The organism is Gemmatimonadota bacterium (assembly GCA_016712265.1).
GTDB lineage: Bacteria > Gemmatimonadota > Gemmatimonadetes > Gemmatimonadales > Gemmatimonadaceae > RBC101.
This window is the reverse complement of record JADJRJ010000031.1, coordinates 448,796-473,324: the sequence shown is the minus strand read 5'-3', so window position 1 is coordinate 473,324 and position 24,529 is coordinate 448,796. Positions and strand designations below refer to the sequence as shown.

Annotated in this window: 21 protein-coding genes; 9 read left to right on the top strand and 12 right to left on the bottom strand. The window is 67.7% G+C overall.

The window, feature by feature from the left end; all coding sequences use genetic code 11:
- Positions 1-51 precede the first annotated feature (51 nt).
- The 8 genes from ytxJ to IPK85_22990 all read right to left on the bottom strand — a co-directional run bounded on the left by ytxJ (position 52) and on the right by IPK85_22990 (position 6,417).
- Positions 52-414 (bottom strand): bacillithiol system redox-active protein YtxJ, encoded by a 363-nt coding sequence (gene ytxJ / locus IPK85_23025; protein ID MBK8250238.1) that lies wholly within the window; start codon positions 412-414, stop codon positions 52-54.
- 94 nt (positions 415-508) lie between these two features.
- Positions 509-1,006 carry a TlpA family protein disulfide reductase gene (locus IPK85_23020; protein ID MBK8250237.1) on the bottom strand — a complete coding sequence of 166 codons (498 nt, stop codon included), beginning with the start codon at positions 1,004-1,006 and terminating at the stop codon, positions 509-511.
- Positions 1,003-1,332 carry a redoxin domain-containing protein gene (locus IPK85_23015; GenBank protein MBK8250236.1) on the bottom strand — a complete coding sequence of 110 codons (330 nt, stop codon included), beginning with the start codon at positions 1,330-1,332 and terminating at the stop codon, positions 1,003-1,005. Before IPK85_23015 ends, IPK85_23020 begins: the two co-directional genes overlap by 4 nt.
- Before the next feature lie 27 nt (positions 1,333-1,359).
- Complete coding sequence (locus IPK85_23010; protein ID MBK8250235.1) at positions 1,360-1,602, bottom strand: redoxin domain-containing protein; 243 nt, start codon at positions 1,600-1,602, stop codon at positions 1,360-1,362.
- Between the two features lie 304 nt (positions 1,603-1,906).
- On the bottom strand, positions 1,907-2,746 hold the full coding sequence (locus IPK85_23005; protein MBK8250234.1) for a hypothetical protein: 840 nt from the start codon (positions 2,744-2,746) through the stop codon (positions 1,907-1,909).
- A 16-nt stretch (positions 2,747-2,762) separates the two neighbouring features.
- On the bottom strand, positions 2,763-4,178 hold the full coding sequence (locus IPK85_23000) for a mercuric reductase (GenBank protein MBK8250233.1): 1,416 nt from the start codon (positions 4,176-4,178) through the stop codon (positions 2,763-2,765).
- An 8-nt stretch (positions 4,179-4,186) separates the two neighbouring features.
- Entirely contained in the window at positions 4,187-5,164 is a 978-nt protein-coding gene (gene egtD / locus IPK85_22995; GenBank protein ID MBK8250232.1) for an L-histidine N(alpha)-methyltransferase, read from the bottom strand.
- Entirely contained in the window at positions 5,161-6,417 is a 1,257-nt protein-coding gene (locus IPK85_22990; GenBank protein ID MBK8250231.1) for an ergothioneine biosynthesis protein EgtB, read from the bottom strand. The genes egtD and IPK85_22990 overlap by 4 nt, the downstream gene beginning before the upstream one ends.
- A gap of 143 nt (positions 6,418-6,560) precedes the next feature.
- On the opposite strand from IPK85_22990, the gene IPK85_22985 reads away from it, so the two are divergent.
- Genes IPK85_22985 through IPK85_22975 form a run of 3 tightly spaced genes read left to right on the top strand, consistent with a single transcriptional unit; the run spans position 6,561 to position 10,014 of the window.
- A complete protein-coding gene (locus tag IPK85_22985) occupies positions 6,561-7,301 on the top strand; it encodes an ATP-binding cassette domain-containing protein (protein MBK8250230.1) in 741 nt (246 codons plus the stop codon).
- Positions 7,298-8,875, top strand: coding sequence for an ABC transporter permease subunit (locus IPK85_22980; protein ID MBK8250229.1), 1,578 nt, complete (start codon positions 7,298-7,300; stop codon positions 8,873-8,875). Before IPK85_22985 ends, IPK85_22980 begins: the two co-directional genes overlap by 4 nt.
- Before the next feature lie 26 nt (positions 8,876-8,901).
- Positions 8,902-10,014, top strand: a complete 1,113-nt coding sequence (locus IPK85_22975; GenBank protein ID MBK8250228.1) for an NAD(P)H-dependent oxidoreductase — start codon at positions 8,902-8,904, stop codon at positions 10,012-10,014.
- A 140-nt stretch (positions 10,015-10,154) separates the two neighbouring features.
- On the opposite strand, the gene IPK85_22970 is transcribed toward IPK85_22975, so the two are convergent.
- Together IPK85_22970 and IPK85_22965 are read right to left on the bottom strand one after the other, a co-directional pair.
- Positions 10,155-11,621, bottom strand: coding sequence for an amidohydrolase family protein (locus tag IPK85_22970; protein MBK8250227.1), 1,467 nt, complete (start codon positions 11,619-11,621; stop codon positions 10,155-10,157).
- Positions 11,622-11,718: 97 nt separating this feature from the next.
- Positions 11,719-13,770, bottom strand: a complete 2,052-nt coding sequence (locus IPK85_22965) for a multicopper oxidase family protein (protein ID MBK8250226.1) — start codon at positions 13,768-13,770, stop codon at positions 11,719-11,721.
- A gap of 419 nt (positions 13,771-14,189) precedes the next feature.
- On the opposite strand from IPK85_22965, the gene IPK85_22960 reads away from it, so the two are divergent.
- Both IPK85_22960 and IPK85_22955 read left to right on the top strand, forming a co-directional pair.
- Positions 14,190-14,726 carry a sigma-70 family RNA polymerase sigma factor gene (locus IPK85_22960; protein MBK8250225.1) on the top strand — a complete coding sequence of 179 codons (537 nt, stop codon included), beginning with the start codon at positions 14,190-14,192 and terminating at the stop codon, positions 14,724-14,726.
- A complete protein-coding gene (locus IPK85_22955; GenBank protein MBK8250224.1) occupies positions 14,723-17,422 on the top strand; it encodes a serine/threonine protein kinase in 2,700 nt (899 codons plus the stop codon). Before IPK85_22960 ends, IPK85_22955 begins: the two co-directional genes overlap by 4 nt.
- Positions 17,423-17,438: 16 nt before the next feature.
- Here IPK85_22955 and IPK85_22950 read toward each other — a convergent pair whose 3' ends face one another.
- Positions 17,439-18,491 carry a hypothetical protein gene (locus IPK85_22950; protein MBK8250223.1) on the bottom strand — a complete coding sequence of 351 codons (1,053 nt, stop codon included), beginning with the start codon at positions 18,489-18,491 and terminating at the stop codon, positions 17,439-17,441.
- Positions 18,492-18,808: 317 nt separating this feature from the next.
- Between IPK85_22950 and IPK85_22945 the strand changes: the two genes are divergently transcribed.
- From IPK85_22945 to IPK85_22930, 4 genes are all read left to right on the top strand, one after another.
- Complete coding sequence (locus tag IPK85_22945) at positions 18,809-19,165, top strand: hypothetical protein (protein MBK8250222.1); 357 nt, start codon at positions 18,809-18,811, stop codon at positions 19,163-19,165.
- Positions 19,165-20,838 (top strand): beta-lactamase family protein, encoded by a 1,674-nt coding sequence (locus tag IPK85_22940; GenBank protein MBK8250221.1) that lies wholly within the window; start codon positions 19,165-19,167, stop codon positions 20,836-20,838. The genes IPK85_22945 and IPK85_22940 overlap by 1 nt, the downstream gene beginning before the upstream one ends.
- Positions 20,839-20,952: 114 nt before the next feature.
- Positions 20,953-23,250, top strand: a complete 2,298-nt coding sequence (locus tag IPK85_22935) for a CocE/NonD family hydrolase (GenBank protein MBK8250220.1) — start codon at positions 20,953-20,955, stop codon at positions 23,248-23,250.
- A 122-nt stretch (positions 23,251-23,372) separates the two neighbouring features.
- Entirely contained in the window at positions 23,373-24,143 is a 771-nt protein-coding gene (locus tag IPK85_22930) for a hypothetical protein (protein MBK8250219.1), read from the top strand.
- A gap of 47 nt (positions 24,144-24,190) precedes the next feature.
- Here the strand turns inward: IPK85_22930 and IPK85_22925 are convergent, their stop codons facing one another.
- The gene (locus IPK85_22925) at positions 24,191-24,457 is read right to left on the bottom strand and encodes a type II toxin-antitoxin system prevent-host-death family antitoxin (protein MBK8250218.1); all 267 of its coding nucleotides are present in this window, start codon (positions 24,455-24,457) and stop codon (positions 24,191-24,193) included.
- Between the last annotated feature and the right edge of the window lie 72 nt (positions 24,458-24,529).

The window sequence follows — 24,529 nt, the reverse complement described above, 5'->3', positions numbered from 1 at the left end:
GAACACCGACGGCGCCGCTCGGGCACCGGGTGGCGGGCGTCGGTCCCCTGCTCAGGCCGTGTGATGGCGTGAGGAGAGCGCGCGCACCGCGGCCTGCAGGTGTGCCCCGGTGACCCGACCATGCGAATCGTGCCAGGCCACGCGCCCGTCGTGGATGAGGATCGCTTGCGGTGACTCGTGACGCACCTGCAGCGCCGCCTCGATCGCGGCCGAGAGCCGCGCCTCGTGGATCACGTCGATCTGTACCACCGGAATGTCCGGCTCCGCGACCCGAAAGCGCGATACCTCCCCCTCCGCGCGATGGGAGATACCACACCAGGGGCTGTGCTTGTACACCAGATAGGTCGCCACCTGATCGACCTGCCCGGCAAGATCGGGGCGCTCACGACGAAGTACCTCAAGCAGGTCCGTCATGTCCTGATCAATCCCGGATCCATTCGGTGGGTTTCCGTCGCCCCTCGACAGGAATTGCGCGAAGAACGACTTCACCGGGAGCCGGGCCGCGGCCTCATTGGCCGAGGGCGATCACGGAGTCCACGAGCGCGACGTAAGCCGGCGAGTTCCAGTCGGCGACAAAGCGCGTCGCGACGATGCGACCGTCCCGCGAGATCAGGAAGGACTGTGGCACCCCCCGCACCGGATACTGCCCCATGATCGCACTTTCCGGGTCATGCAGGATGTCGAACGTGAGTCGATGTTCGGCCACAAACTCACGAACGAGTCCGGCCTGGTCCGGGCTGTCGATCGAGACAGCGACGATGCGAAATCCGCGATCTTGGAAGCGCTGGTAGAGCGCCTCCATGCTCGGCATTTCCTCACGACAGGGGTCGCACCAGGTCGCCCAGACGTTGAGCAGGATGGGTTGCCCCCGATAGTCGTCGAGCGTGCGCTGGACCGGGGTGGTGTCCAGCGTCTGCGCGACGAATCGCGGGGCACGATCCGCCGTGCCGCCGCTCGACGCCCCAGAGCATGCCAGGAAGACCGCGACCCACCCCAAGTGCCTCATCGATCCCCCGACACCTTGCCTAACGCCTCGAGAATCATCGCGTTGGTCGGTCGGATCTTGTAGTTCACCTCGGTGAACTTCCAGCGCACCACCCCCTTGCGGTCGATGACGTACACCGTGGGGTGCGGCCAGCCCTGCCCCGCCGGGTTCCATAACCCATAGCGGTCGATCACCCGATGGCCGGGATCCGACAGGAAGGTGAAGTTGGCCGGCATCCCGTCGGTCGCGATCTGGGTGGCCATCTTCTGCAGCAAGTCGGGCGGGTCGATGGCCAGCGCCAGGAGTTCAGCGTCATTCCGCTGTTTGTCATCGAGCAGGCTCTTCAGCTCACCGAGCTGACGGGTGCAGTAGGGTCACCAATGGCCCCGATAGAACACCAGGATGATACGCTTCTTTCCCCGGTAGTCCGAGAGGGTGACCGTGCCCCCCTCCTTTGTGGCCAGGGTGAAGTCCGGGGCCAGCTGCCCCACGGCCACGCGGGCCGTATCCGTTGGGGGAAGGACCTGCGCGTCGGCCGGCCCCAGCGGGCGCGATTGCGCATCGACGGGGAGCGCGAACGTGGCCGCGAGCAGCCATGGCGCGATGTACGATCTCATGCGTGAGCTCCGGGATGAGCAGCAAAGGTGCACGTCCGGACTGTATCCGGCCAGCGGTCGCTCGGTTCCATGCGGTCCGATCGGTCGAGTGCCCCGGCCATCCCGACCCATCACTCCGGCGGAGCGTCGGCGGCATCGTCGAGCTTCTGGCGTGCAGGCGAGGACTCGCTCATCGGCACAGGTCGGCAGAGACACGAAGGAGGCGATGCCCTGCAAGGGTTGGGGGTGCCACGGCGGTCATGCGATGATCGTCACGACCGCACGTAGGCACAGCATGGGCGTTCAGTTCCCCGCAGCGACGCAACTACGCGAGGAGCCTCGTCGTGACCGCGAGTGCGGCATCGAGATAGGTACACACCTGGGCGTGTTGCTCCGCAGCCCCATCGCCAAGTCGCGAGAGCGGAAGGACAGCACCCACCCACTCATGCGTGTGCCAACTTCCGCTCCCAGCCAACTCATCAGTCAACCGGTCCCGGTCCGGCGTCGGATATGCGTTCACATAGAAGTACGGTTCCGGGTAGTAGCCGTCGCCGAGCGCGAGTCCCGCGCCGGTGGTACGCCCAGGCGCCACGGTGAACAACGTCGCCAGGTCCGCATGATGCGGCCACAGGCGCACCTCCGACCCGCCATGTTCGCGAGCCAATGTGCCAAGGACCGCATGCGCATTCGCCAGGCTGGCGGCGATAGTGTGGAACGCCGGCCGGTCGCTCGCGTCAAACACTACGCCTTCCGCCACTGCGTGACCAGGAATCTCGAAGTGGCGCTCGAGCGTGTATCGCCCACCATTCAACCCGAGGGCCGTGAGATGGTTGGCCACCGACACCCGGGCGGCGGCAATCGTCGTGTTGTGGAGCGGTACTTCCACCAGGGTGCGACCATCCGCGCGTACGAGTACGCTCAGGTCCGCCACCCGCAGTGCGAGGTGTACCTCACCGCCTGGCGCGGGCACCCCGCGGGACTTGAGCGCGCCGATCTGCGGCGCCCAGCCGAGGTTGGTGTGCGAGTCATCCGCGGCCGATGGCAGGAAGGAGAGGGCCAGGGCCGAGACGAACTGCAGGGCATGATGCACCTGGTGCCGTGCGTCAACGAGGTGCAGCGTCTGCACGGGATCGATGGCGTCCCACGAGGCGGGCGAAGAGGACATGTGTGCGTCGTCTCTGTCAGGCGAGGGGTTTCAGCTTCCCGAGGATCGTGGGGAAGAACTCGGTCACGGTGGGATGGATCGGCAGGGCATCGCGAAGCACCTCGAACGGCGCCCGTGCGGCGATCATCGCCCCGATCACCTGCACCACCTCATCGGCCCCGATCCCCAGCAGGGTCGCACCGACAAACTGGTGGGTGTCGGCATCAACCAGTAGGCGGATGACGCCCGTGGTCTCGCCCTCTTCCTTGGCGCGGCTCACGAACTTCATCTCGTGCGTGGCCAGCAAGAATCGGCGCCCCTCGACCATCAGTGCCCGCGCGTCGCGCTCGGTGAGTCCCACGCGACCCAACGGTGGATCGGTGAACATGGCATACGTCGCCATGCGGCCGTCCGCGCTCCGCTCGCGACCGTCCAGGTTGGCGACGACGATCTCGTGGTCCTGGTAGCTGGTGTGGGTAAATGCGCCGCGACCGTTCATGTCGCCCAGGGCCCAGATGCCCGGCACCGCGGTCTCCAGCTTTCCGTTGGTGGGCACAAACCCACGGTTATCACGCGCCACACCTACGGTCTCGAGCCCCACATCCTCCGTGTTCGGCCGGCGTCCTGTCGCGACGAGCAAGTGGGTCCCCCACACCTCACTCTCATGGCCGCTGGCACGGTCGCGCACGGTGACGACCACGTCGCCTTCCTCCTGGCGCACCCGGATTGCCTCCTGCCCCACGTGAATGGCGATCCCCTCCGCCGTCAGCATCGCAGCGATCCGCGCGGAGACCTCCTCGTCTTCCCGCGCGGCCACGGCGGCGGAATACTCGACGATGGACACCTCACTGCCGAGTCGTCGGAAGATCTGGCCGAGTTCCAGGCCGATGTACGACCCGCCGAGCACCAACAGCCGGGGCGGCAGCTCCCGCAGGGCAAGCAACGTATCGTTGGTCAGCGCGGGCACATCCGCCAGCCCCGGGATGTTCGGCGCGATCGGTCGCGTCCCGGTGTTCAGGTAGACGCTCCGCGCCAGCCAGGTGTCGGTGCCCGCCCGCACGCGAAACCGGCCTTCGTGTATCCCGTCGAGCCGGGCGTGGGCGGACACGACCTCGACCCCCGACGTGCGGGCCAACCACGCCCCGAGCCCAGTGCGCGACGCCGCGACCACTCCCGCCATCCGCTCCATGGCAGCGGCGAAGTCGACGCTCACCGGCCCCACCGTGACGCCGAACTCGTGGGCTCGGCGCGCCAGGTGCGCGATCCGTGCGCTCTTGCGCAGGGTCTTGGTCGGGGTGCAGCCGACGTTGACGCAACTCCCTCCCAGCTGCGCCGCTTCGAAGAGCCGCACCGACTGGCCCCGCTGGGCGAGCGCCACGGCGAGGCCCGGCGCGGCCTGCCCACTCCCAATGATGGCCGCATCGATCAGCACGCCGGTGGCCTTGGATGTCATCTCGGGCATCAGCGGGTGCAGGGCGTCGGGTCGAGCAGGACCACCCAGAACCAGTCGTTCGGGTCGGTCCAGGTGCGTGTCACCTGGAACCCCGCCGGCTCCACCAGCGCCGCCAGGCGGGCTGCATCATACTTGTAGGAGTTCTCGGTATGGATGGTTTCCCCCCGCGCGAACGCCACCGACGTCCCGGCCACCCAGGCGACCTGGTCGTACAGCGACTCGAGATGCATCTCGATCCGGCTGTGCCCGTCGTTGAAGAACGCGCGGTGCGCGAACCCGTCGAGATCGAAGATCCCGTCCAGCTCCCGATTGAGGCGGGCGAGGACGTTCAGGTTGAACTCGGCCGTGACACCTGCTGCATCATTGTAGGCATCATGCAAGACGCGCGGGTCCTTGCGTCGGTCCACGCCGAGAACCATCGCCCCTGTGGGGCCGACCATGTCGCGCACACGACTCAGGAATGCGGTCGCTTCGGCCGGGTGAAAGTTGCCAATGGTCGACCCGGGAAAAAACGCGACGCGCCGGGACCCCGCCTCCAGGGACGGCAAGGTGACGCGGCTGGTGTAGTCGGCACACACCGGCTGCACGGCGAGGGCGGGATACTCCCGCCGCCGCTCAAGGGCCACCCGGACCAACTGTTCGGACGAGATGTCAATCGGAACATAGGCCGTCGGGCGCTCGAGGGCATCGAGGAGGAGCTTGACCTTCACTGCCGCGCCGCTCCCAAACTCGACGAGCGTCGCGGCCGGGCCGATGGCCCCGGCGATGTCCGTCGCATGGGTGCGCAGGATCTCCAGCTCCGTGCGCGTGGGATAGTACTCGGGGAGCTGCGTGATGGCTTCGAACAGGCGCGCGCCCACGTCGTCGTAGAAGTACTTGGGCGACACCACCTTGGGCGTGGCACGCAGCCCCGCGAGCACCTCGCGCGCCATGGCGGAGCGCTGCGGATCGAGCGCGCGACGCCAGGTGAGTTGCGGCATTGTCATGCGGCACCTGCCGCCAGTCGAATCCCGGTGAACTGCCAACGGGCGTCGCTGGGAAAAAAGTTGCGATAGGTGCGACGCGCATGCGTTGCCGGCGTCGCGCACGAGGCGCCGCGCAGCACCCACTGGTCGCACATCCACTTGCCGTTGTACTCCCCGATCGCCCCCGCACTGGGCGCATAACCCGGGTAGGCGACGTACGGGCTCTGCGTCCATTGCCACACATCCCCGTAGAGCTGCGTGAGCCCAGGACCTGCGGCCCCCGGATGGTACCGGCCGCCCTCGACAAATCGCCCGGCGACTGGCGCCTCCGCAGCGACCACTTCCCACTCCGCCTCGGTGGGCAACCGGTGCCCGCTCCAACGCGCGAATGCGTCTGCCTCGTAGTAACTCACGTGCGTGACGGGCGCTGCCGGGTCCAGCGGTGCCTCGCCGCCGAGGGTGAATTCATGCCAGCCGTCCGGACCGTGCTCCCAGTACAGCGGCGAGAGCCAGTGCTGCTGCTGCACCGTCGCCCACCCATTCGACAACCAGAACTCCGCACGACGGTATCCCCCGTCCTCCATGAACGCGAGGTATTCGCCATTGGTGACCAATCGATCGGCGACGCGAAAGGGTTCGAGGAAGACGCGATGCGCCGGCCCCTCGTTGTCAAAGGCAAATCCTTCGCCGTGATGACCGATCACCCGCACCCCCTCGTCGCACGTGCGCCATGCGGTCGGACGCGCGGTCTCGCCGCGCGGGAGCACCTCGCGGTACGCCGGACGCAGCGGGTTCATCCAGAACACGTGCTTGATATCGGTGAGGAGTAACTCCTGGTGTTGCTGCTCGTGCTGGATGCCCAGCTCAACAATCGCCCACGCGGGGTGCGCCGCATCGCCGGCAATCCGGTCAATGAGTCGCGCGACCGCGGCGGTCACGTGCGCCCGGTAGGCAAACACCTCCTCCACTGTCGGCCGAGTCACCAACCCCCGCTGCGCGCGGCAATGGCGCTCCCCCGCCTGGACGTAGTACGAGTTAAACAGGTAGGCGTAGCGAGGATGCGGCGACCGATAGGACGGGTCGTGATCTGCCAGCAGGAAGGTCTCGTAGAACCAGGAGGTATGCGCGAGGTGCCACTTCGTCGGGCTCACGTCGCTCATGCTGCTGACGACATAGTCCTCAACCGCGAGCGGGCGGCACAAAAACTCCGTGCGGTGGCGGCTGTCGGCAAAGCGCCCACTGAGTTCGGTGCTTACATCAACCGCGCCGCGCATGTCAATAGCTGTCATCTGGAAACCTCCGTGGGGGGAGCACGGTGGGAGCACCCATGGGTCGTTCCCGGGGGCATGTAACTAGCGATAATCGTCTGGACCCCGGAAGGGTTCCCCCATCGTGTGGTTTCGGGCACATTCGGCGCATGTCCGTCCTGCGCGCATTGCAGCTGCACCATGACTTCGGCCCACTCCGTGTCCTTAACGAGGTATCCCTCGAGGTCGCCGACGGTGAGGTGGTGGCGATCGTTGGTCAGAGCGGGTCCGGCAAGACGACCCTCCTCCGCAGCTTCAACCGCATGGTGGAGCCCACCGGTGGGTCCGTTCACCTGGACGGCACCGACATTCGTACCATTCCGGTCACGACGCTGCGCCGTCACATCGGCTACGTGCCACAAAACGGGGGACTCCTCCCGCATTGGAGCATCCTGCGCAACACCGCGCTGGTCCCGACACTGCTTGAGCTACAGGACGCGGCCACACGGGCGGCTGACGCCTTGACACTCGTCGGGCTCCCACCCACGACCTTCGGCGCGCGGTACCCCTGGCAGCTATCAGGAGGGCAGCGGCAACGCGCTGCGCTGGCGCGTGCCCTCGCCGCCCACCAGGCGACCATCCTGCTCGACGAGCCCTTTGGTGCCCTGGATGCCATCTCGCGCGCCGAATTGCACGAGACCTTCCTCCTGCTGCGACGCGAGCGTCGCTTTACCGGGGTCCTGGTCACGCACGACCTGGGAGAAGCCGCTCGCCTTGCCGACCGCATTGCCGTGATGAAGGAGGGGCGCATTGAACAGTTGGGGACCCTGTCGGACCTCCAGCGCGCTCCAACGCCCTACGTCGCACAACTCCTCAGCTACGCCCGCGCCTCCACGCAGGTCCTGGCATGAGGCGGTCCCTGCGTGTGGCATGTCTGCTCGCGGCCACGGTCTCCGTGGCCCATGCCCAGGCCCCGCGGCCCATCGTCGTGGCATCCAAGCCCTTTGGCGAGAGCTACATCCTTGCCGAGCTTTTCGCGCAGCTGCTTGAGTCGCGCGGGATCGCCGTCGACCGCCGCCCGGGGCTGGCCTCCACCGACATTGCCTTTGGTGCCCTGCGCAACGGGGACATCGATGTCTATCCCGAGTACACCGGCACCGGGCTCCTCGCCGTGCTCAAGGACTCGATGCCGGCCCCACTCCGCGCGAATCCCCAGGCCACATTTGCCCATGTCGCGCGCGAATTCGCACAGCGCTACGGCGTGTTGTGGCTTCCACCCCTCGGGTTCGAGAACACGTATGCCATCGCCGTGCGACGCGAGACGGCCGCGCAGCACCAGCTCCGCACATTGAGCGACCTTGCGCGCGCCGGTGGCGAGCTGCGCGCGGGGTTCACTGCGGACTTCATTGGTCGCCCGGATGGGCTCCGTGGGCTGGCATCCCACTACGGCCTGACGCCACGCGAGGTGCGACCGCTGGCCCCGGCGGTCAAGTATGAGGCACTGGCCACCGGTGGCGTCGACGTCATCGACGGATACTCCACCGACGGACTGCTGGCGAGGTACGACCTCGTGGTCCTGGAGGATGACCGGCGCTTCTTTCCACCCTACGAGGCCGCAGCGCTCGTCTCACCGGAGGTCGCTCGCACACGACCCGACGTGGTCGCCGCACTCGGCCTGCTGAGCGGCCGCATTGGCGTGGCCCAAATGCGCGCCTGGAACCGGGCACTGGAGGTCGACCGCGAGGAGCTGGCTGCCGTCGCCCGACGTGCGTTAGGGGAGCTGGGCCTGGTGGAAGGACAAGGGACGCCGCGGGCGGTGGGACCCGAACGCGGCGACAACTTCTGGGGCTTCTTCTGGGCACGTCGCGCCGAGACCGCGCGACTGTTCGTGCGACACCTGCTCCTCGTCGTCGTCGCCTTGGGGGCGGCCATCCTCGTGGCGGTGCCGGTGGGACTCTTCCTCGAGCGCCGCCGCGCGGCCGCCGGGCCCATCCTCGCCGCGTTAGGCGTGTTGCAGACCATTCCCAGTATTGCGTTGCTGGCCTTCATGATTCCCCTGCTGGGCGTAGGCATCGTCCCGGCGCTGGTCGCCCTCTGGCTGTACGCCCTGTACCCCATCGCCCGCAACACCTTCACGGGGGTTCGTGATGCCGACGTGGACGCCGTGGAGGCGCTCGAGGCACTGGGGGCCACGCCGAGACAGCGGTTGGCCTGGGTCCGACTCCCGCTCGCTGTCCCGGTGATCCTCGCCGGGGTTCGGACGGCCGCGGTGATCACGGTCGGCGCCGCCACCCTGGCGGCGTTTGTCGGTGCCGGTGGCCTCGGCGACCCCATCGTCGCCGGCCTCGCCCTGGCCGACACGCGCCTCGTGTTCAGCGGCGCCATTCCCGCGGCCCTCCTCGCTGTTGTGGTCGACCTCGGCCTCGCACAACTCGAACGCATCCTGCGGCCGGCGCACCTTCGGCGCGTCGCGCGCCCATCCTGACCTTCCCTCCATCCTGTGCTCTCGACATGAGTGACACCACCCGCTGGTACGACGTCGGCCCTGTGGAGGAGTTGCAACGGCAACCGTTGACGGGCGTACGCGTTGGCACGGCCCGCGTCACTGTCACATGGGTCAATGGCGAGTTCGGGGCGATCTCCGGTGTCTGCAACCATGCCGGCGGCCCCCTCGCCGACGGGTCGCTCGACGGCGAGTACGTCACCTGTCCCTGGCACCATTGGAAATACCATTGTCGGACCGGCCTCGGCGAACCTGGCTACGAGGCGGATGGCGTGCCGAGGTATGACGTGAAGGTGGACGGTGGGCGTGTCTTCGTCTCGGTGGACGCAGTGAGCAAGCGCACCCACGGCGACCATCCGCCGCACCCCCTAACGCGCAAGGTCGAACGCGCGGCGGGGCCCGTGCGCGTGGTGGGCATCTCCACCACGCACATGGACGTGGAGCATCCCCGCTATTCGACCAGCGACGCCCTGTTGGCGGTGTCCATGGAGCAGGCGGCGACGTTAGGCGCCGAGACGCGCACCATCCGGCTGACGGAGCTCAAGTTCCGGCCGTGCGAGGGATACTACAGCAAGGCCGCCCATGCCTGTACCTGGCCTTGTTCCATCACGCAGATGGACCCCACCGACCAGATGGACCAGGTATATGAAGCGATGGTGCACTGGGCCGACGTGATCCTGCTGGCCACGCCGATCCGCTGGGGGAACGCTGGCTCCCTGTACTATCGCATGGTCGAGCGCATGAACTGCGTCCAGAACCAGGTGACGATCGCCAACAAGGTCTTGATGCAGAACAAGGTCGCCGCGTTCATCATCACCGGTGGCCAGGACAACGTGCAGGGGGTGGCCGGCCAGCTGCTCGGCTTCTTCGCCGAGATCGGATGTCACTTCCCGCAGTTTCCCTACATCGCCCATTCCCGCGGATGGAGTGCGGAGGACATGGAGCAGAACGTTGAGGTGGTGAAGCACAGCGCCGAGTTGCGCGACGGCGCCCGGGCGCTGGCCGCGCGGGCGATCGACCATGCCCGGCTGTTGCTGGACCACGAGACCGCGCACCACACCACGGATCGCGGGGGCCGCAAGGCCCATCGACTGGCCATGGAGGCGACGGGACACGGGTAGCCGACCATCCGGTGCGACGCCCTGCCCCGGGTAAGGATCAGGGCGTCGCCATCTCGACTTACATTTTGTCGAACGCCTTGCGGGCCGACACGCCGACCACAGTCGCGGGTCGCCTTCGCGCCCCGGCGCGAAACGGCGAGTTAGCGGATGCCCACCAGGCCCTTCACCGAGTCGATGAGCTTCTGTGAATCGTAGCCGACGCCGGCCTTGAACACCGTCACCACGTTGCGGATCGTCAGGGGGTCGCGCGCCAGCTCGCCCCGGACCAACACAAGGTCCGCGATCTTCCCGACGGCGACCGTCCCCAGATCCTTGTCGACGCCAAGCACCTTCGCGCCGTTGGCCGACATGATCTGCACCACCTGGCCTGGCTGGAACCCCGCCTCCACCAGGAGTTCATAGTTGCGTTGGTCGCCGTAGCCCGGGAGCGCCCCGCCATTGCCGGTGGGGTCCACGCCAGCGGCCATCAGGCCGCCGGCCTTCACGAAGGCGACCTCGTACTCCATCGCCTTCTTGAGCATACCTAACGAGGCTGTGTTCGTCGACGCCTGGGCGGCGAGCCGCTCGCGTGTGGCGGCATACTCCTTCTGCACGTCCGGGCTCATCGCGGCCATCACCCGCGGGTCCAGCGGCGGGCGCCCTGGGACCGAGATCTCATAGACGGCGAGGGTCGACGTCATCGCCACACCCTTCGCGATCATGGCCTTGAAGGTCGACTGCACGTCCGTGCTGTTGACGTCGAGCTTGAGGTAGGTCGCTCGATCGAGCCCGGGGCAGCGATCCGCCTGCTTGCCCGGCACGTACTCGAGGTTCGCCATCAGCCCGTGCTCCAGGGCGTCGATATTCGCCTCGACCGCTTCCTTGTAGCCGACCGAACAGAGGTGGCCGGTGACCTTCACCCCCCGCTTGTGCGCCGCGTCGGTGATCGCCCGCAGGTTCTCGCGGCTGATCTCCGTATAGACCTTGAACCAGGTCGCACCCTCGTCGGCCCAGTAGTTCACCACGCGCCGCGCCTGTTCGGGGCTCGTGATGTGCATCCGCTCGACGACGTCATCCGGACCGGTGAGGTACGGGCCGCTGATGTGCATGCGCGGCCCGGGGACCTTGCCCTTCTCGACCTGGTCTTTGAGGGAGATCTCCGAATAGGGCGAGATGGATCCTGTCGTGCGGACGGTGGTCACGCCGGACGCGAGGTACAGGCGCGGCGCGCTCGTGTTGAGCTGGGCGCGACGCCCGGCCGCCGTGGTGTAAAAGGTGTGGTCATGCATCCCCACCAGTCCTGGGATCAATGTATGCCCCGTCCCGTCAACTACCCGCGCGCCGCTGGGCACCGCAGTGTTGCCCGCCGCGCCCACCGCCGTGATCCGGCCGTTGGTAAGGATCACCGTCTGGTCGGCCCTGGGCCCGGCGCCCGTGCCGTCGATCACCGTCACGTTGGTGATCGCGACCACCGGCGCGTCCACCGAGACGTACGCGCGCGTCGTGTCCGATAGGGTCGGGCGCTGGGCGTGGAGGGCCAGCGGCGCCGCCAAGGCGGCCAGGGCAACAAGCGGACGAACGATCATTGGTTCACGTCTCCGGTTGAGAAAGCTTCCACTTCCACCCATCGCCCGAGGTGCGGCCAAGGTCCGCGTTCACGTGGCTCCCCCGGGAGTCTTGCCGCCGAGCGTCGCACGTCACCGTCTGCCGTCCGCCGTCTCACACCTATCGCACCTCAAACACCCCCATCATCCCCGACTGCAAATGCTCGGCGATATGGCAATGCATCATCCACTTCCCCGGGTTCGACATCTCCACCAACACGTCGACCACGTCGCCCACCGGGAGCAACACAGTGTCCTTCCACACAAGATTGGCACGCAGCACGCCATTGTGCGAGAGGACCAGAAAGCGCTGGCCGTGCAGGTGGATCGGGTGCGGCATGGGATGCAGCGACGTCCGATCGTTCGCGATGCGGATCTTCACGACCTCCCCCAACCGAAATTGCCAGTGGACATCCATGTTCTCGCGCCCGGTGGCCACGTCGCGCAACACCCACGTCACGTCCTTCGTTGTCGCGAGCCAGTCCATCATTGGCATGGTGCCGCTCAGCTCGACGGGATGGGCGTAGGCGGCGTCCTTCCTGATCATCTGCATCAGGGGGTACGGCAGCTCGCCGAGCCTCAGCGTCAGCAGCAGTTCCTTGTCCGGTGCCCGGACGAACCACGGGCGGAAGGCCGCGATATCGTCGACCACGTCGCGGTTGATGCGCAAGCGCGCGAAGGCGGCTCCATGGTCGGGGGCCGCGGGCGCGCCGCCCACGGTGACCGTGCCTAACGTGTCCACCTCAGGGAAGAAGTTCCCCACCATGTGGTCGATCGCCTGCACGTGGTTCACCAGCGGATAGCGCCCGCGCGCCCCGAACCGCACGTCGACGATGTAGCGCTGCGCCGGCGCGATGCTCACATGGGTCACCCACTCCTCACGTTCGTAGCGGCCGATGTCGGCCCCGACCAGCTTCATCCGCGCCCCGGGAAAACCCAGGTTGAAGGTGCGGGTGTTCGAGACATTGGTCAGGAAGAACCGCACGACCTCGCCCGGGCGCGCTGGCAACGCGTACCTGGGGTCACCGTTGACGAGCAACACGTTGCCGAAGCGACCCATCAGGGCGTGGGTCGGGGCCTCCTTGCCGAAGGGGAGCAGTCCGCCCTCCCCCAGCAGGATGTCGTCCAGCATCAACACTTCCTCGCGGTGCGCCGGACCGAACGCCCCCGGCCGCCGCGGCGCCACCAGCATGTTGCCCGTGAGCCCCAGGTCCTGCTGGATGTCCTCGCGCACATGCGGGTGATACCAATAGATGCCCGCATCCTTGAACATCACCCGATAGGTGAATGACCCGCCAACCGGCACCTCGTCCTGGGTCACCCCCACCGCGCCATCGCTCGCATTCTCCAGCCGCACCCCGTGCCAGTGCACCGCACTTGGTAGGTCGATCGCGTTGTGGAACCGCACGATGATCGTTGCCCCTTCGCGCACATGGAGCAGCGGCCCCGGCTGTTGCCCGTTGTACGCGTACATGACGAGCTGGCGGCCATTGATCGTGCGGCGGACGAGCGATGCCGTCAGGTCCAGTGTGTCGCCATCCGCCAGTCGCACCACTGACCGCGGCTTTGCCTCCGGCAACAACGACACGTCGGTGCCCGCCAGAGGCAGGAACGGCGTCTCCGAGGGGACCAACTCGTCGATGCCGGGCATCGGCACCATGCGCTGTTGCGGGCGATGTGGCGGCATGAACCACTGGGGCCGTCCCGCCGACATGTCCCCCATGTTGTGCCCCGCGTGATCAGGGGCAGCGGCACCGGCCGGCACGTCCATCCCGTGTTGCTGCAGCCGGATGCTCGGCGACAATCCGCGCAGCACCATCCGCCCCCGCTGCTCCGTCACCCCCGCACTGGCTTCGGCCGTCACGAAGATGAGGAACTTGTCCCAGCTCACCTCACCCAGGACCGTCCGACCGTTGCGGACCTCGCCGAGCTTGCGCACAGGATCGAGCGAAGGCGCGGCGACCCACGCGACGTAAGTGGTGAACGCGCCTAACGACTCCGGCGGCGGCAAGCCGATGAGGTCGAGGGTGACGGTGTAGCGCTGCGCACCGCCAGAGGTCAGCGCCACATCGAACGGGGAGCTCGCACGACCCAGCTCGACAGACCCCCCGGCCGCGCCGACCTCGGGCCGCGGCAGCAGCTCCATGCAGTACAGGTCCTGGCTCGGGCGCATGGTGCCCTCACCGATTTGGCATAGCCCGGGAGCCGCATCACTGCCGCCGGGCCAAGCCAGGGCGGCACCGCCGAGGGCGACCGGAACCAATCCGTAAAGGAGGAGCGCTCTGGAGGTACACATGGACGCTGCAAGCTGCGGGCATGCATTCGTGTGCGGAAGCCGCCCGTGCACCAGGATTGAATCGCCTCGCGTGCGCTCCGTACCGTCCGAACGGCCGATTCCGGGATCCTTCGCAGGGCAGAATGACCTGACGCGCCCATTTTCGTTGAGCGGCGCGATCGATACGCCCGATCCGCCTCCTGCCATGTGCTACTGGGGCACGAAACGTGCTCTCCTCTTGCCGACCGGCGCCGGATGAGGGTGATTCACGGCCCCGCTCCCCCAAGGCGGGGACGAACTTCACGCCAACCCACCGTATGCGAGACGCCACCGAACGCTGGTCCGATGCGTTGGTCAGCGAGCTGTACGATGGCCTCAAGTCCCTGGCGCACAAGCACCTGCGGAGTGAACGCGCCGGGCACACGCTGGGGACCACGGGACTCGTGCACGAGGTCTGGCTTCGCATCGCGGATCAACACTCCCTCGCGGCGGACTCGCAGGCACACTTCTGGGCGATTGCGGCTGAGACCATGCGCCGCGTCCTCGTCGACCACGCGCGACGCCGCGCGCGTGGCAAGCGAGGGTCGGCGGTGGTGCATGTCGACATCGACGAGGTGGAGGCATTCCTCTCGGTTCCCGAGGCTGAGGAGCTAATGGTCCTCGATGACGCCATCACACGGCTCGAGCAGACCAATGCGCGGGCGATGCAGGTGGTGGTCGCGCGATACTTCGGCGGCTTGACGGAAGCGGAGACGGCGCGAGCGCTGGATATCTCCCCCGCCACCGTGCGTCGCGACTGGCTGCTGGCCCGCGCCTGGCTGCGGCGCGAGGTAGCGGCCGACCTCGCGGTATGACCGCACAGTCGGATCTCGGCGGCGACGCGTGGGATCGGGTAGCGGCCGTCTTCGCGGACGCGCTCGCCCTCTCGCCCGACGCCCGCGAGGCGTTCATTGCCCGTACGCTGGCGGATGAACCCGCACTCTGCGCGGAAGTTTCCGCCCTGTTGGTACACGCCGGGGCGACGGCGACACCGCTCGAACAACGCTTGACCCCTCCGGAGATTGCCACCTCCCTCCCGTTAGGCACCCAGGTAGGACGGTATCGACTGGGACGACTCGCCGGTCGCGGTGGCATGGCCGAGGTCTATCAGGCGTCACGCGACGACGGGACCTTTCAGCAGGACGTAGCGATCAAGGTGCTGGGGGGCGCATGGTTCGCCGCGTCGCACGTCGCGCGCTTCCAGTCGGAGCGCCAGATCCAGGCCAACCTCGACCATCCATCTATTGTCACGGTCTTCGACGGCGGTGCGTTGGGCGACGGCCGACCCTGGTTGGCCATGCCCTTCGTCGAAGGGGACGTGATCACGGCGTGGTGCGATGCGCGCGCCGCGACGCTTGAGCAACGACTGGAGCTTTTCCTGCGCGTCGCGGATGCGGTCCACTTCGCGCACAGTCGCCTCGTGGTGCATCGCGACATCAAGCCGTCCAACATCCTGGTCTCGGCCGATGGCGCGGTGCACCTGCTCGATTTCGGGATCGCCCGCGTCCTCGCTGAAGGAGAGGAAGCCGGGGACACAGCGGTGCGCACCGCGATGCGCTTCCACACCCCAGGCTACGCGGCACCGGAGCAAGTCCGGGGTGAGCGCGTCGGGACCGCCGCCGACATCTACAGCCTCGGCGTCCTGCTGTTCGAGTTGACGACCGGCACTCGCCCATTTGTCGACGGCCCGACGACCGGGGACCTCGAGCGACGGGTCCTCGAGGAGTCCCCACCACTCCCCAGTCGGACGGCGCAGCAACCGTGGGCACCGCAACTCCGCGGCGACCTCGATCGCATCATCTTGCTGGCGCTCCGCAAGGAGCCGGAACGACGCTACGGTTCGGCCGCCCAGCTCGCGGCCGACGTCCGCCGATACCTCGCGGGACTGCCGGTTGAGGCGACCGGCAACTCCCTCGGCTACATCACGCGCAAGTTTGTCGCGCGACACCGCGGGGCCGTCGCAGTGGCGGCCGGTGCGCTAGCGTTGCTGGTGACGACCGCCGCGGTCGCCCTGGTGCAATGGCGATCGGCGGCGGTGGAACGGGACAACGCGACGCGCGAGGCGGTGACCACCGAGGCCGTGGTTAGTGTCCTCACGTCCCTCTTCGAACGCTCCAACCCCACGATCCACCCGGGCGGGGACTCGCTGCGGGTCGCCGCACTCGTGCAGGACGGTGAACGCGCGGTCGACCTGCTTGGCGCGCAGCCAGCCGTCCAGGCCCGATTGCGACGCGTGATCGCCGACCTGTACTTCACCCGGGGGCAGTACGCTCGCGGGCGCGACGTCCTTCAGCGGTCGTATGCCCAACTCATGGGTGCCGCCGGCTCCGAGTCGCTGGAAGTCGCCCGCACGGCGCATGCGCTGGCCATCGTCACCGCACGGCATGAGGGATCGGCATCCTCGATCGGCGCCCTCGATGCCGCAGTGCAGCGACTCCTGCGTGTCGCCGGCGATTCGACGACCGAGGTGCGCCTTGGCCTTCGGGAGTTAGGTGTCCTGCAGCCTGACGCCGCCGCGGGGCGCGCATTGCTCCAGGGGCTCGTGGCATCGCTCGCCACGGCCTCGTCGGCGGACACCATGGAGTACGCCGGGGCGCTGAACAGCCTCGCGTCCCGCCAGTTCGCCGACGGGGAGTTGTCCAACTCCAGCGTGCTGTACCAGGAAGTGCTGCGCCTGCTGGACACGCAGGTGGGCCCCGACCACACCAATCGCCTCGTCGTGGCGAGCAACCTCTCGGCGACGCTCGGAGCACTCGGGCGGTACGTCCAGGCCGAGGGCCTCGCTCGCGAGGTGGTGGAGCAGCGGCGGCGGGTGACCCCTCCTGACAGCGTCAAGCTCGCGACCTCCCTGAAGAACCTCGGGAGCGCGCTCGCCTACCGCGGCTTTCACGACGAGGCCGAGGAGGTCACACAGGAAGCGCTATCTCTTGAGCGCGGTGCGCTATCACCGGAACACCCGGCACTTTTGCTGACCTGGCGTAACCTGGGGCAGATTGCCGCGGCCCGTGGGCAACCGCTCTTGGCCGTGGCGCGCTTTGATTCCGCGCTCGCCCATCAGCCCGATGGGGCGCCGGGGACCAGTATCGTTCGTGCGCTGCGCGCCGTGCAGCAACTCTCGACCGCCAGCGCCACGGAGGGCGCCCGGGAGCTGCAACGCCTGGCGCCCACGTTGCGGCGGGAGACGGCCGCGAACGCCCTGCAGTCGGCGGACGTGGAGTTCTGGGTCGGCATTGGATCGTTGGTCCGTGGTGCCGCCGACTCGGCGCGGCAGCAGTTCGAGCGAAGCCACGCCATTCTCGTCACGGCGTTGCCAGAGGGTCATGCGCGGATCGCCGGTGCCGCCTGTGGTTTGGCGTTGGCGACCACCCCGGTGGACAGTGCTGGTGTCGCGTTGCCTGCCGTGTGTGAGCGCTATCGCCAGTGGGGGATGCACCTTGGGGTGCTCACCATGCCGCGCGCCGGCGTACCGGCGGACCTGGTGCGCGCCGTCGACCGCGGTAACTCGCGGTGACGGCGCCCGGCGCAGCTTACGGATCGCAGGGAAAGGACCGCCACAGCACGGGCTGGGTCAGGCCACCGTTGGAGACGTATCCCGCCTGGTCCCCACAGGCGTTCACGGCCAGGGCGAATCCGGTCCCGAATGGAGTCGTCAGCAATTGGAGCACCCCATTGCGGAAGCTTACCGGGCTGATGACACCGGAGACGTTCTGGAACCCGGCAATCCGCCCCTTGTTGGAAACGTCATACGGCGTCATGTGGTCTCCCAGCGGTGCCAGTCGGGTGTACGTGCCTTTCGCAGGCACCCAGCGAAAGACCTTCCCGCTGTGAGTCCCGGGCAGCGAAAACTCCACCACAACGATTTCCCCCTTGTTATTGATGCCGCGGGCCGCTGCGTCGTCCGAGCCTTGCGGAAGCCGCACGTAGGTGACGCCGGCGATCCACGCCGCGGCACGCAGCTGGCCTCCATAGGCCGCCCACCCCGCCATGTACCCGTTGGAGGCGACGGATATGACCTTGCTCGAGTCCGCGCCGGCAGGATTTAGCAAGGTCGAACCGTTGGCGTCATTCTTGAAAGCCCTCGGCTTCAAGTCAGCTCGCGCGACCCATCCGCCGACCACGCCGCCGGATCCAATCCCGGCCAGGTATCCGTGCACCGCCGACGGGGGAAGCACCACGGGGACGTAGCCACCAACATTCGACCACCGGTAGGGAAGATATTTGCTTCCCGTATACGAATTCAGTGCGACGTTGCCACCAAACACCGCCTCGGCCCATGAGTCCCACCCAAAGCTTGGCGAAAGTGCGGTGACGGCGCCCGTGGACCCGTTGTAGTGATAGCCGTCGACGCGGCTCCCGAGATAGGTGGCACCCCCCACCACGTCGCCGTTGTTCGCGATGTCGAGCGCATAGCCGGAGGTGTACCCTGGCGGCAGTGGGAGAACCTGACCCGGAATCAGGGCGAGGTTGACCGATGACTCCTCGAGGAGGCGTGCCGGTCCGGTGGTCGCCTCATCCGCTGCGCAGCCCGCGAGGACGGTGAGCGATAGGGCCAGTAGAATGGGGCGTGGTCGGGACAACATGTGTGGGACTCCGGCGTGAGCGTTGGCGATGGACCGAGCGAGCGCGGGCGGAATCCCGCCCACTGCTCATCGCGCCATTTGCGTGGCGAAATCGTCACGGCGTTCGAAAGCGGTGGCTCGTGCGCCTGGGGCGGACAGATTGACGCATACCGGAGAGGCTCAGGCCCTGGTCGCGGTGCCGCTCTCGGTGAGCGTCGTCGCCCCCCTCCGGCCGAACCACGGAGGGGTCAGCGGACCCAGGCCTTGCGAGCCGTCACGTCTTGACGACCCCGGCCGCGGATGGGAGCATGGGCCACCCTCACAACGGGAGGATTCCAATGAATGGTCCACTGGGCAAGGCGATCGGGACCGGCACGATCATGCAGGTGATCATGGTCGTCATCGGGCACTACCAGCCGTCGCTGCAAGCGGCCGGGCTCTTTCCGATCGCCGGCACACTGATCGGGCTCGTCACCGGGTGGCTCTCCGGCAGAGGGGCCCCTGCGAGCGACACCATGGGGACCTTTGCCCGCAACGGCGGTGTGGCCGGCGGCGTGGCCGGAGCGCTCGGTAGCCTCGTGTCCACCGCGCTCGGCGACGTACCGCTGGCGAACCTCACGATTGCGGGGGGGAGCACATTGGTGACCGGAGCGCTTGGCGGAGTGATCGCGCGTATGCTCGGGAAGAAAGGCTGATGCGCGCATCAGTTGTCCTGCTCCTCCTGAGCGCAGCCGCGCAGGTCGCGGCGCAGGGACCAAGCCCGTCGGCGCGCCTGGACGCCGTGTTCGCCGCACAAGCAGGCACCGACCGGCCGGGTTGCGCTGTCTCCGTCGTGGATCGTGGTCGCGTGGTCGTCGCGCGTGGGTACGGGATGTCGGACCTCGGCTCCGGTCTCGCGATCGGTCCGCGTTCGATCTTCCATGTCGCGTCGGTCTCCAAGCAGTTCACCGCGATGAGTCTCGTCCTGCTGGAGCGGGCGGGTCGCCTGTCGCTGGAGGATGACATCCGGAAGTTCGTGCCCGAGCTACCGTCGTATGGGTCGCCTATCACCATCCGCCACCTGCTCAACCACACGTCGGGGCTTCGCGACCAGTGGAACCTGTTGATCACCGCGGGCTGGCGACTCGGTGACGACCTGGTGAGCGAACAGGACGTGATGGACATCCTGCCACGTCAGCACGGGCTCAACTTTGCCCCGGGCACGGACTGGCTCTACAGCAACTCGGGGTTCACGCTCGGGGCGGTGATCGTGAAGCGTGTCACTGGGCAGTCCCTGCGTGAGTTCGCGGATTCCGCGCTCTTTCGGCCGCTGGGGATGCGCGACACGCACTTCCACGACGACAACCACATGATCGTGCCGGGGCGCACACGCGGATACACCCGGCAGGTGGGCGCGTGGATGGAAACCGTCCCGAACTATTCCACCGTCGGGGCCACGAGCCTCTTCACTACGGTGGAAGACCTGGCGCGCTGGCACGGGCAGCTGGCCGAAGGGCGCGTGGGCGGCCGCGAGGCGATCGCCGCGCTGACGCGACGAGGCGTCCTGGTCACCGGTGACACGCTGCAGTACGCGTTAGGCATCATCGTGCGACCCTGGCGCGGCGTGATAACCTGGGGACACAGTGGCGGAGATCCTGGCTACAACTCCTACCTGCTGCACCTCCCTACCTCGGGGTCGGGAGTTGCGGTGTTGTGCAACACCTCCGGCGTGGTCAACACGACGCGGCTCGCCGAACAAACGGCGGAGATCTACCTCGCCGACCAGCTGGGGCCTGAGCCCGCGCTCGCCCCCCGCGTCAGTGCGTCCGCGGCTACGGCACACGCGGGGCTGTATTGGAACGATTCCCTGGAAGTACTCGGCCGGCTCGTCACCGACTCGGGGTTTGCCGGCTGGCGCGTCGGCGGTGGTACCACACTGCTGCGCGATGCGGGTGACCGACGTTGGAGCATTGGCGCCGGCGCGGCGACGCTGACCCCACTGACCAACGAGACGCTGCGATATCGCACCGGGAACGGCGAGGCCTCCATATACCGCCGCGTACCGGAGGGAACGCCGACGCCCGCCGACCTCGCGGCACTGGCCGGGCGCTACCAGAGCGACGAGCTGGCGGTGACCTGGGAGCTGCGCGTTGTCGGCGATTCCCTGGTACTGCATCGCCTCAAGTTTCCACCGACGAGCCTGATGCCGCTCTTCAAGGATCGGTTTGAAGCGTCGGAAGGGCTGGGTTTCGTCGTGCAGGTCGTTCGCGACCCCCGCGGGCGCGTCTCGGGCATCACCGTGGGATCGGGGCGGGTCCGGCGGATGCTGTTCGCTCGCGTGACGCCCCCACCGACGACGCGCCCTCCAGCCGCCCGCACCGTTCGTTAGGCCCCGGGGGCGCCTGCCCCGGCGGCCCCCGGTGGGTCCGCACGCGCCACCCGGAGGTCGGGGCCGGGGCGCCGTGCGGTTGACGATGGATCGTTTGCGCTACAGTGTCACGGCATGATGGCTCTCCGATGTTTGCGCCGACTCGCGCGCGTGCTCCCGTGCGCCGGCGTCACGGTGCTGAGCGTTCCCGCCACCACACCCCTCAACGCGCAGGCGCGCACCTTCGACGCCTACATCGCCGGGGTGCATGTCGCCGAGCTGCGGGTGGCGCCCACCTCCTATGCCATCCGCAAGAAGGGCTTTGCCTCGAATCGTTGGGGGACGCTGCACGCCGCGCCCGCGGCCGGCGTAGCGACGGATACGGCATTCCTCCTCTGGGGTTCGTTGCGGGACGTCGCCGGCCGCATCGCCGGCATCGAGCGGCTCGGCTGGTCCGGGCACGAGGTCGTGGCGTGGCCGGATCGGGCGTCGCTGTACGAGCGATGGCGCGACCTGCGCCCGGCCGGCGCTCGCACGCCCACGGCCGCGCGCTGGCATCGCCGCGACGCGTCGTTCCCGATGGACCTCGTCCTCGACGGGCGCAACCGGCTCGTGGCAGCGATCGACCCCTTCCGCGATGTCGTCCTCGTGCATCGCGGCGACGAGGGATATACGACGGTCGCCGAGTGGCGCAAGCCGGGGCTGTCGCCTGCGCGGCATGGGTATCGCGCGTTAGGCAAGCAGATGGTGCCCATGCCCGACGGCGTGCGCCTGGCCACCCTCGTCTACCTGCCGTCCGAGGACGCCCCCGGCCCGTATCCGACGATCCTGGTCCGTTCGCCCTATGGCATCTCGGGATCGATCAACGGCTTCTGGCACTACGCGGCGCGCGGGTACGCGGTGGTCTTTCAGGCGACGCGCGGGACGAGCTACGGCGATCCGGAGAATCGCTCGGAGGGTGACCTCGAGTTGATGGTGCACGAACCCGCCGACGGCAAGGCAACACTCGACTGGATCGCGCAGCAACCGTGGAGCACCGGCGGGGTCTGCATGCAAGGCGGCTCGTACCTCGGCTACACGCAGTGGACCGCGGCGATGAGCGGGCATCCCGCGCTCAAGTGCCTGATCCCCGAGGTGTCGATGGGGACCGCCTTCGCCGACCAGCCGTATGTGGGTGGCGGGCTCCTCGTCGGCATGGCGTACTATGCCTTCTGGATGAACAACCGCCCCCTCGTCCCCGGACGCACCTGGACGGAGGTGCTCACCCATCGACCCCTCATCGACCTCGACACCTTCGGGACGGGGGCGAACATCGCGGCGTGGGATGCTCAACTGCTTAACGCATCCAACAACGCCTACTGGCAGCGCCAGGACTGGCACCGTGGCGGGGTGCGCCCCGACCTTGCGACCTTCCAGCTGAGCGGCTGGTTCGACGACGACCTGCCCGGCACCCTCAGCAACTGGGCGCTGATGCAGCGGACCGGCACCGCGCCCCAGCGCCTGGTCCTGGGTCCGTGGAAACACGGGTACAATGCGGATCGGCGGCTCAACGGCTACAGCTATGGGCTGGGCGCCGTGCGCGACGATCTCTGGCTCCTCAAGCAGCAGTGGTATGACGCACACCTTAAGGGAATGCCGAACGCGTCGACCTCAACGCGCGTCGAGTACTTCACGTTAGGCGAGAACGCGTGGCGTACCGCCTCCGCGTGGCCCCCGCGCGAGGCCGAGCTCCAGCGCTGGTACTTCCACTCCGACGGGCAGGCCAATCGGCTGTTCACCTCCGGGCGCCTCGCCCGCGAGGCGCCGGTCGCGGACGAGCCGGTGGATCGCTACACCTACGATCCGGCCGATCCGGTGCCCAACTGGATGAGCTTCGAGCAGATGCAGCGCTGGGAGGATGTGCAGACCTTCCAGTGGGATATGAAGGACATCGAGGCGCGGCACGACGTCGTCACCTTCACCAGCGCGCCGCTGGAGCAGGACCTCACCATCGCGGGCGAGATCCTTGTCGAGCTGCACGCGTCCACGGACGTGAAGGACACCGACTGGTGGGTGCACGTGTCCGACGTGGACGAAGCGGGAAAGTCGCAACGGCTCACCCTCGGCGGGCTGCGGGCGAGATTCCGTGAGCTGCGCGACCCGCAGTACCGCACCGGCGACGGGGACTTTGCGCGTGAGGTGTTGCTCTCCGGCAACCCGGCCGACGTGGTGCCGTATCGCATTGGGATCAAGGGGATCGCCAACACCTTTCGTCGCGGTCATCGCATCCGCATCGCGATCATGAATGCGATGGCGAACTACACCTTCCCCAACTCCAACACCGGCGGGGACGAGGCGCGGGCGACGACCACGATCCCGGGGCGCATGGGGATCCACCATACGCGTGCGTACCCGAGCCACGTCGTGCTCCCGGTGCTTCCAGCGGCGCGGTAGTGGCGCACCCGGGATCGCCGAGGGCTGTCGTCGAGGTGTTGTGGCGGATCGGTTCAAGCAGTAAGCTGCCGAGCCGGCCGAGCCACGGGCTGACCACTGTCCACCTGCAGCGTTGAATCATCGTGGGACTGCACCTCTGCTACGAACTGTCCCTCCCGGCCGAAGCCACCGAGGCGGAGGCGCATGCGGCCATGGAGCAGCTGCGTGCAGGGGCCCTTGAGCTTCCGTTTGACGAAGTCTCGGCCCTGGTCGAGCGGGACGAGCAGGCGTTGGCCGCACCATCGCCGTTGCGCGGGCTGCGCTTCGACCGAATCGAGGACGTCGTGGACGTTTCGGCCCGTCTGGTGAGGGACGCACTGTACGGCGAGATGCTTCGCGACCTCGCACAAGACGGATCCATGGGCGAGGGCGGGCAAGGCCGAGTCGACGCATGGGTCGCCACGCCGAACAACGTGCCGGTCACCGCGATCGGCTTCGCGATCGACCCTGGCCGCGGCTCGGAGCCGGCGGGCTTTGGACTCGTCAGGCTGAATGCTTCGTCAGGCCGCACCCGATGGTGGTGGCACTGGTGCTGCAAGACGCAGTACGCGTCGGTGGTCAGCAATGCACACCTGGTCCGCTGTCACACGGGGCTTGTGGCGGTGCTCGACGCCGCGGCAGCGCTCGGGTTCGGGATGGAGGTGCGGGACGAAGCGGGATATTGGCCGATGCGCGACGAGGCACAGCTCATCGCGAACGTGGCGGAAATGAATCGGATGGTGGCAGGATTCGCGGGAGCCTTCACGGACGCAGTGCGCGACGCCGGCGGAGACAGTCGCACCGTGGGCGGCGCCATCTTCTCACACCCCGACTACGAGCGGCTTGAGACGGACCCATCGGAGCAGAGAAGCTGACCCGGCACCCTCTTTGCGAGGTGACTTGGGGCCGCGCACGTATCCGGTCACCTGCCGGGCTGACGCTCGTCCAGCAGATGGCTCAGGCTCTCGACCGCGCGCAACGGCGGACCAAACGCGACGTCCCGCAAGTGGCGTATCGGTCGCCGCACCCTGAGGGCATCCCGTCTCGCCTCGTAGGGGATGAGCCGCTTGACGGGGGCATCGCGATTGCAGACCACCACCGGACATCCCCGCCTCGCTGCGCGGATGTACTCGCCGAGGCGGGCCTTGAGGGCACCAACTAGGCCGCGCTTCTCTCGTGGTTCCTTCATGGTCTCATGATGGTAAAGACGGGTCGCGGCCGCAACGGGAGGTGTATGAATGCTCGCGGCTACCGGGTAGTT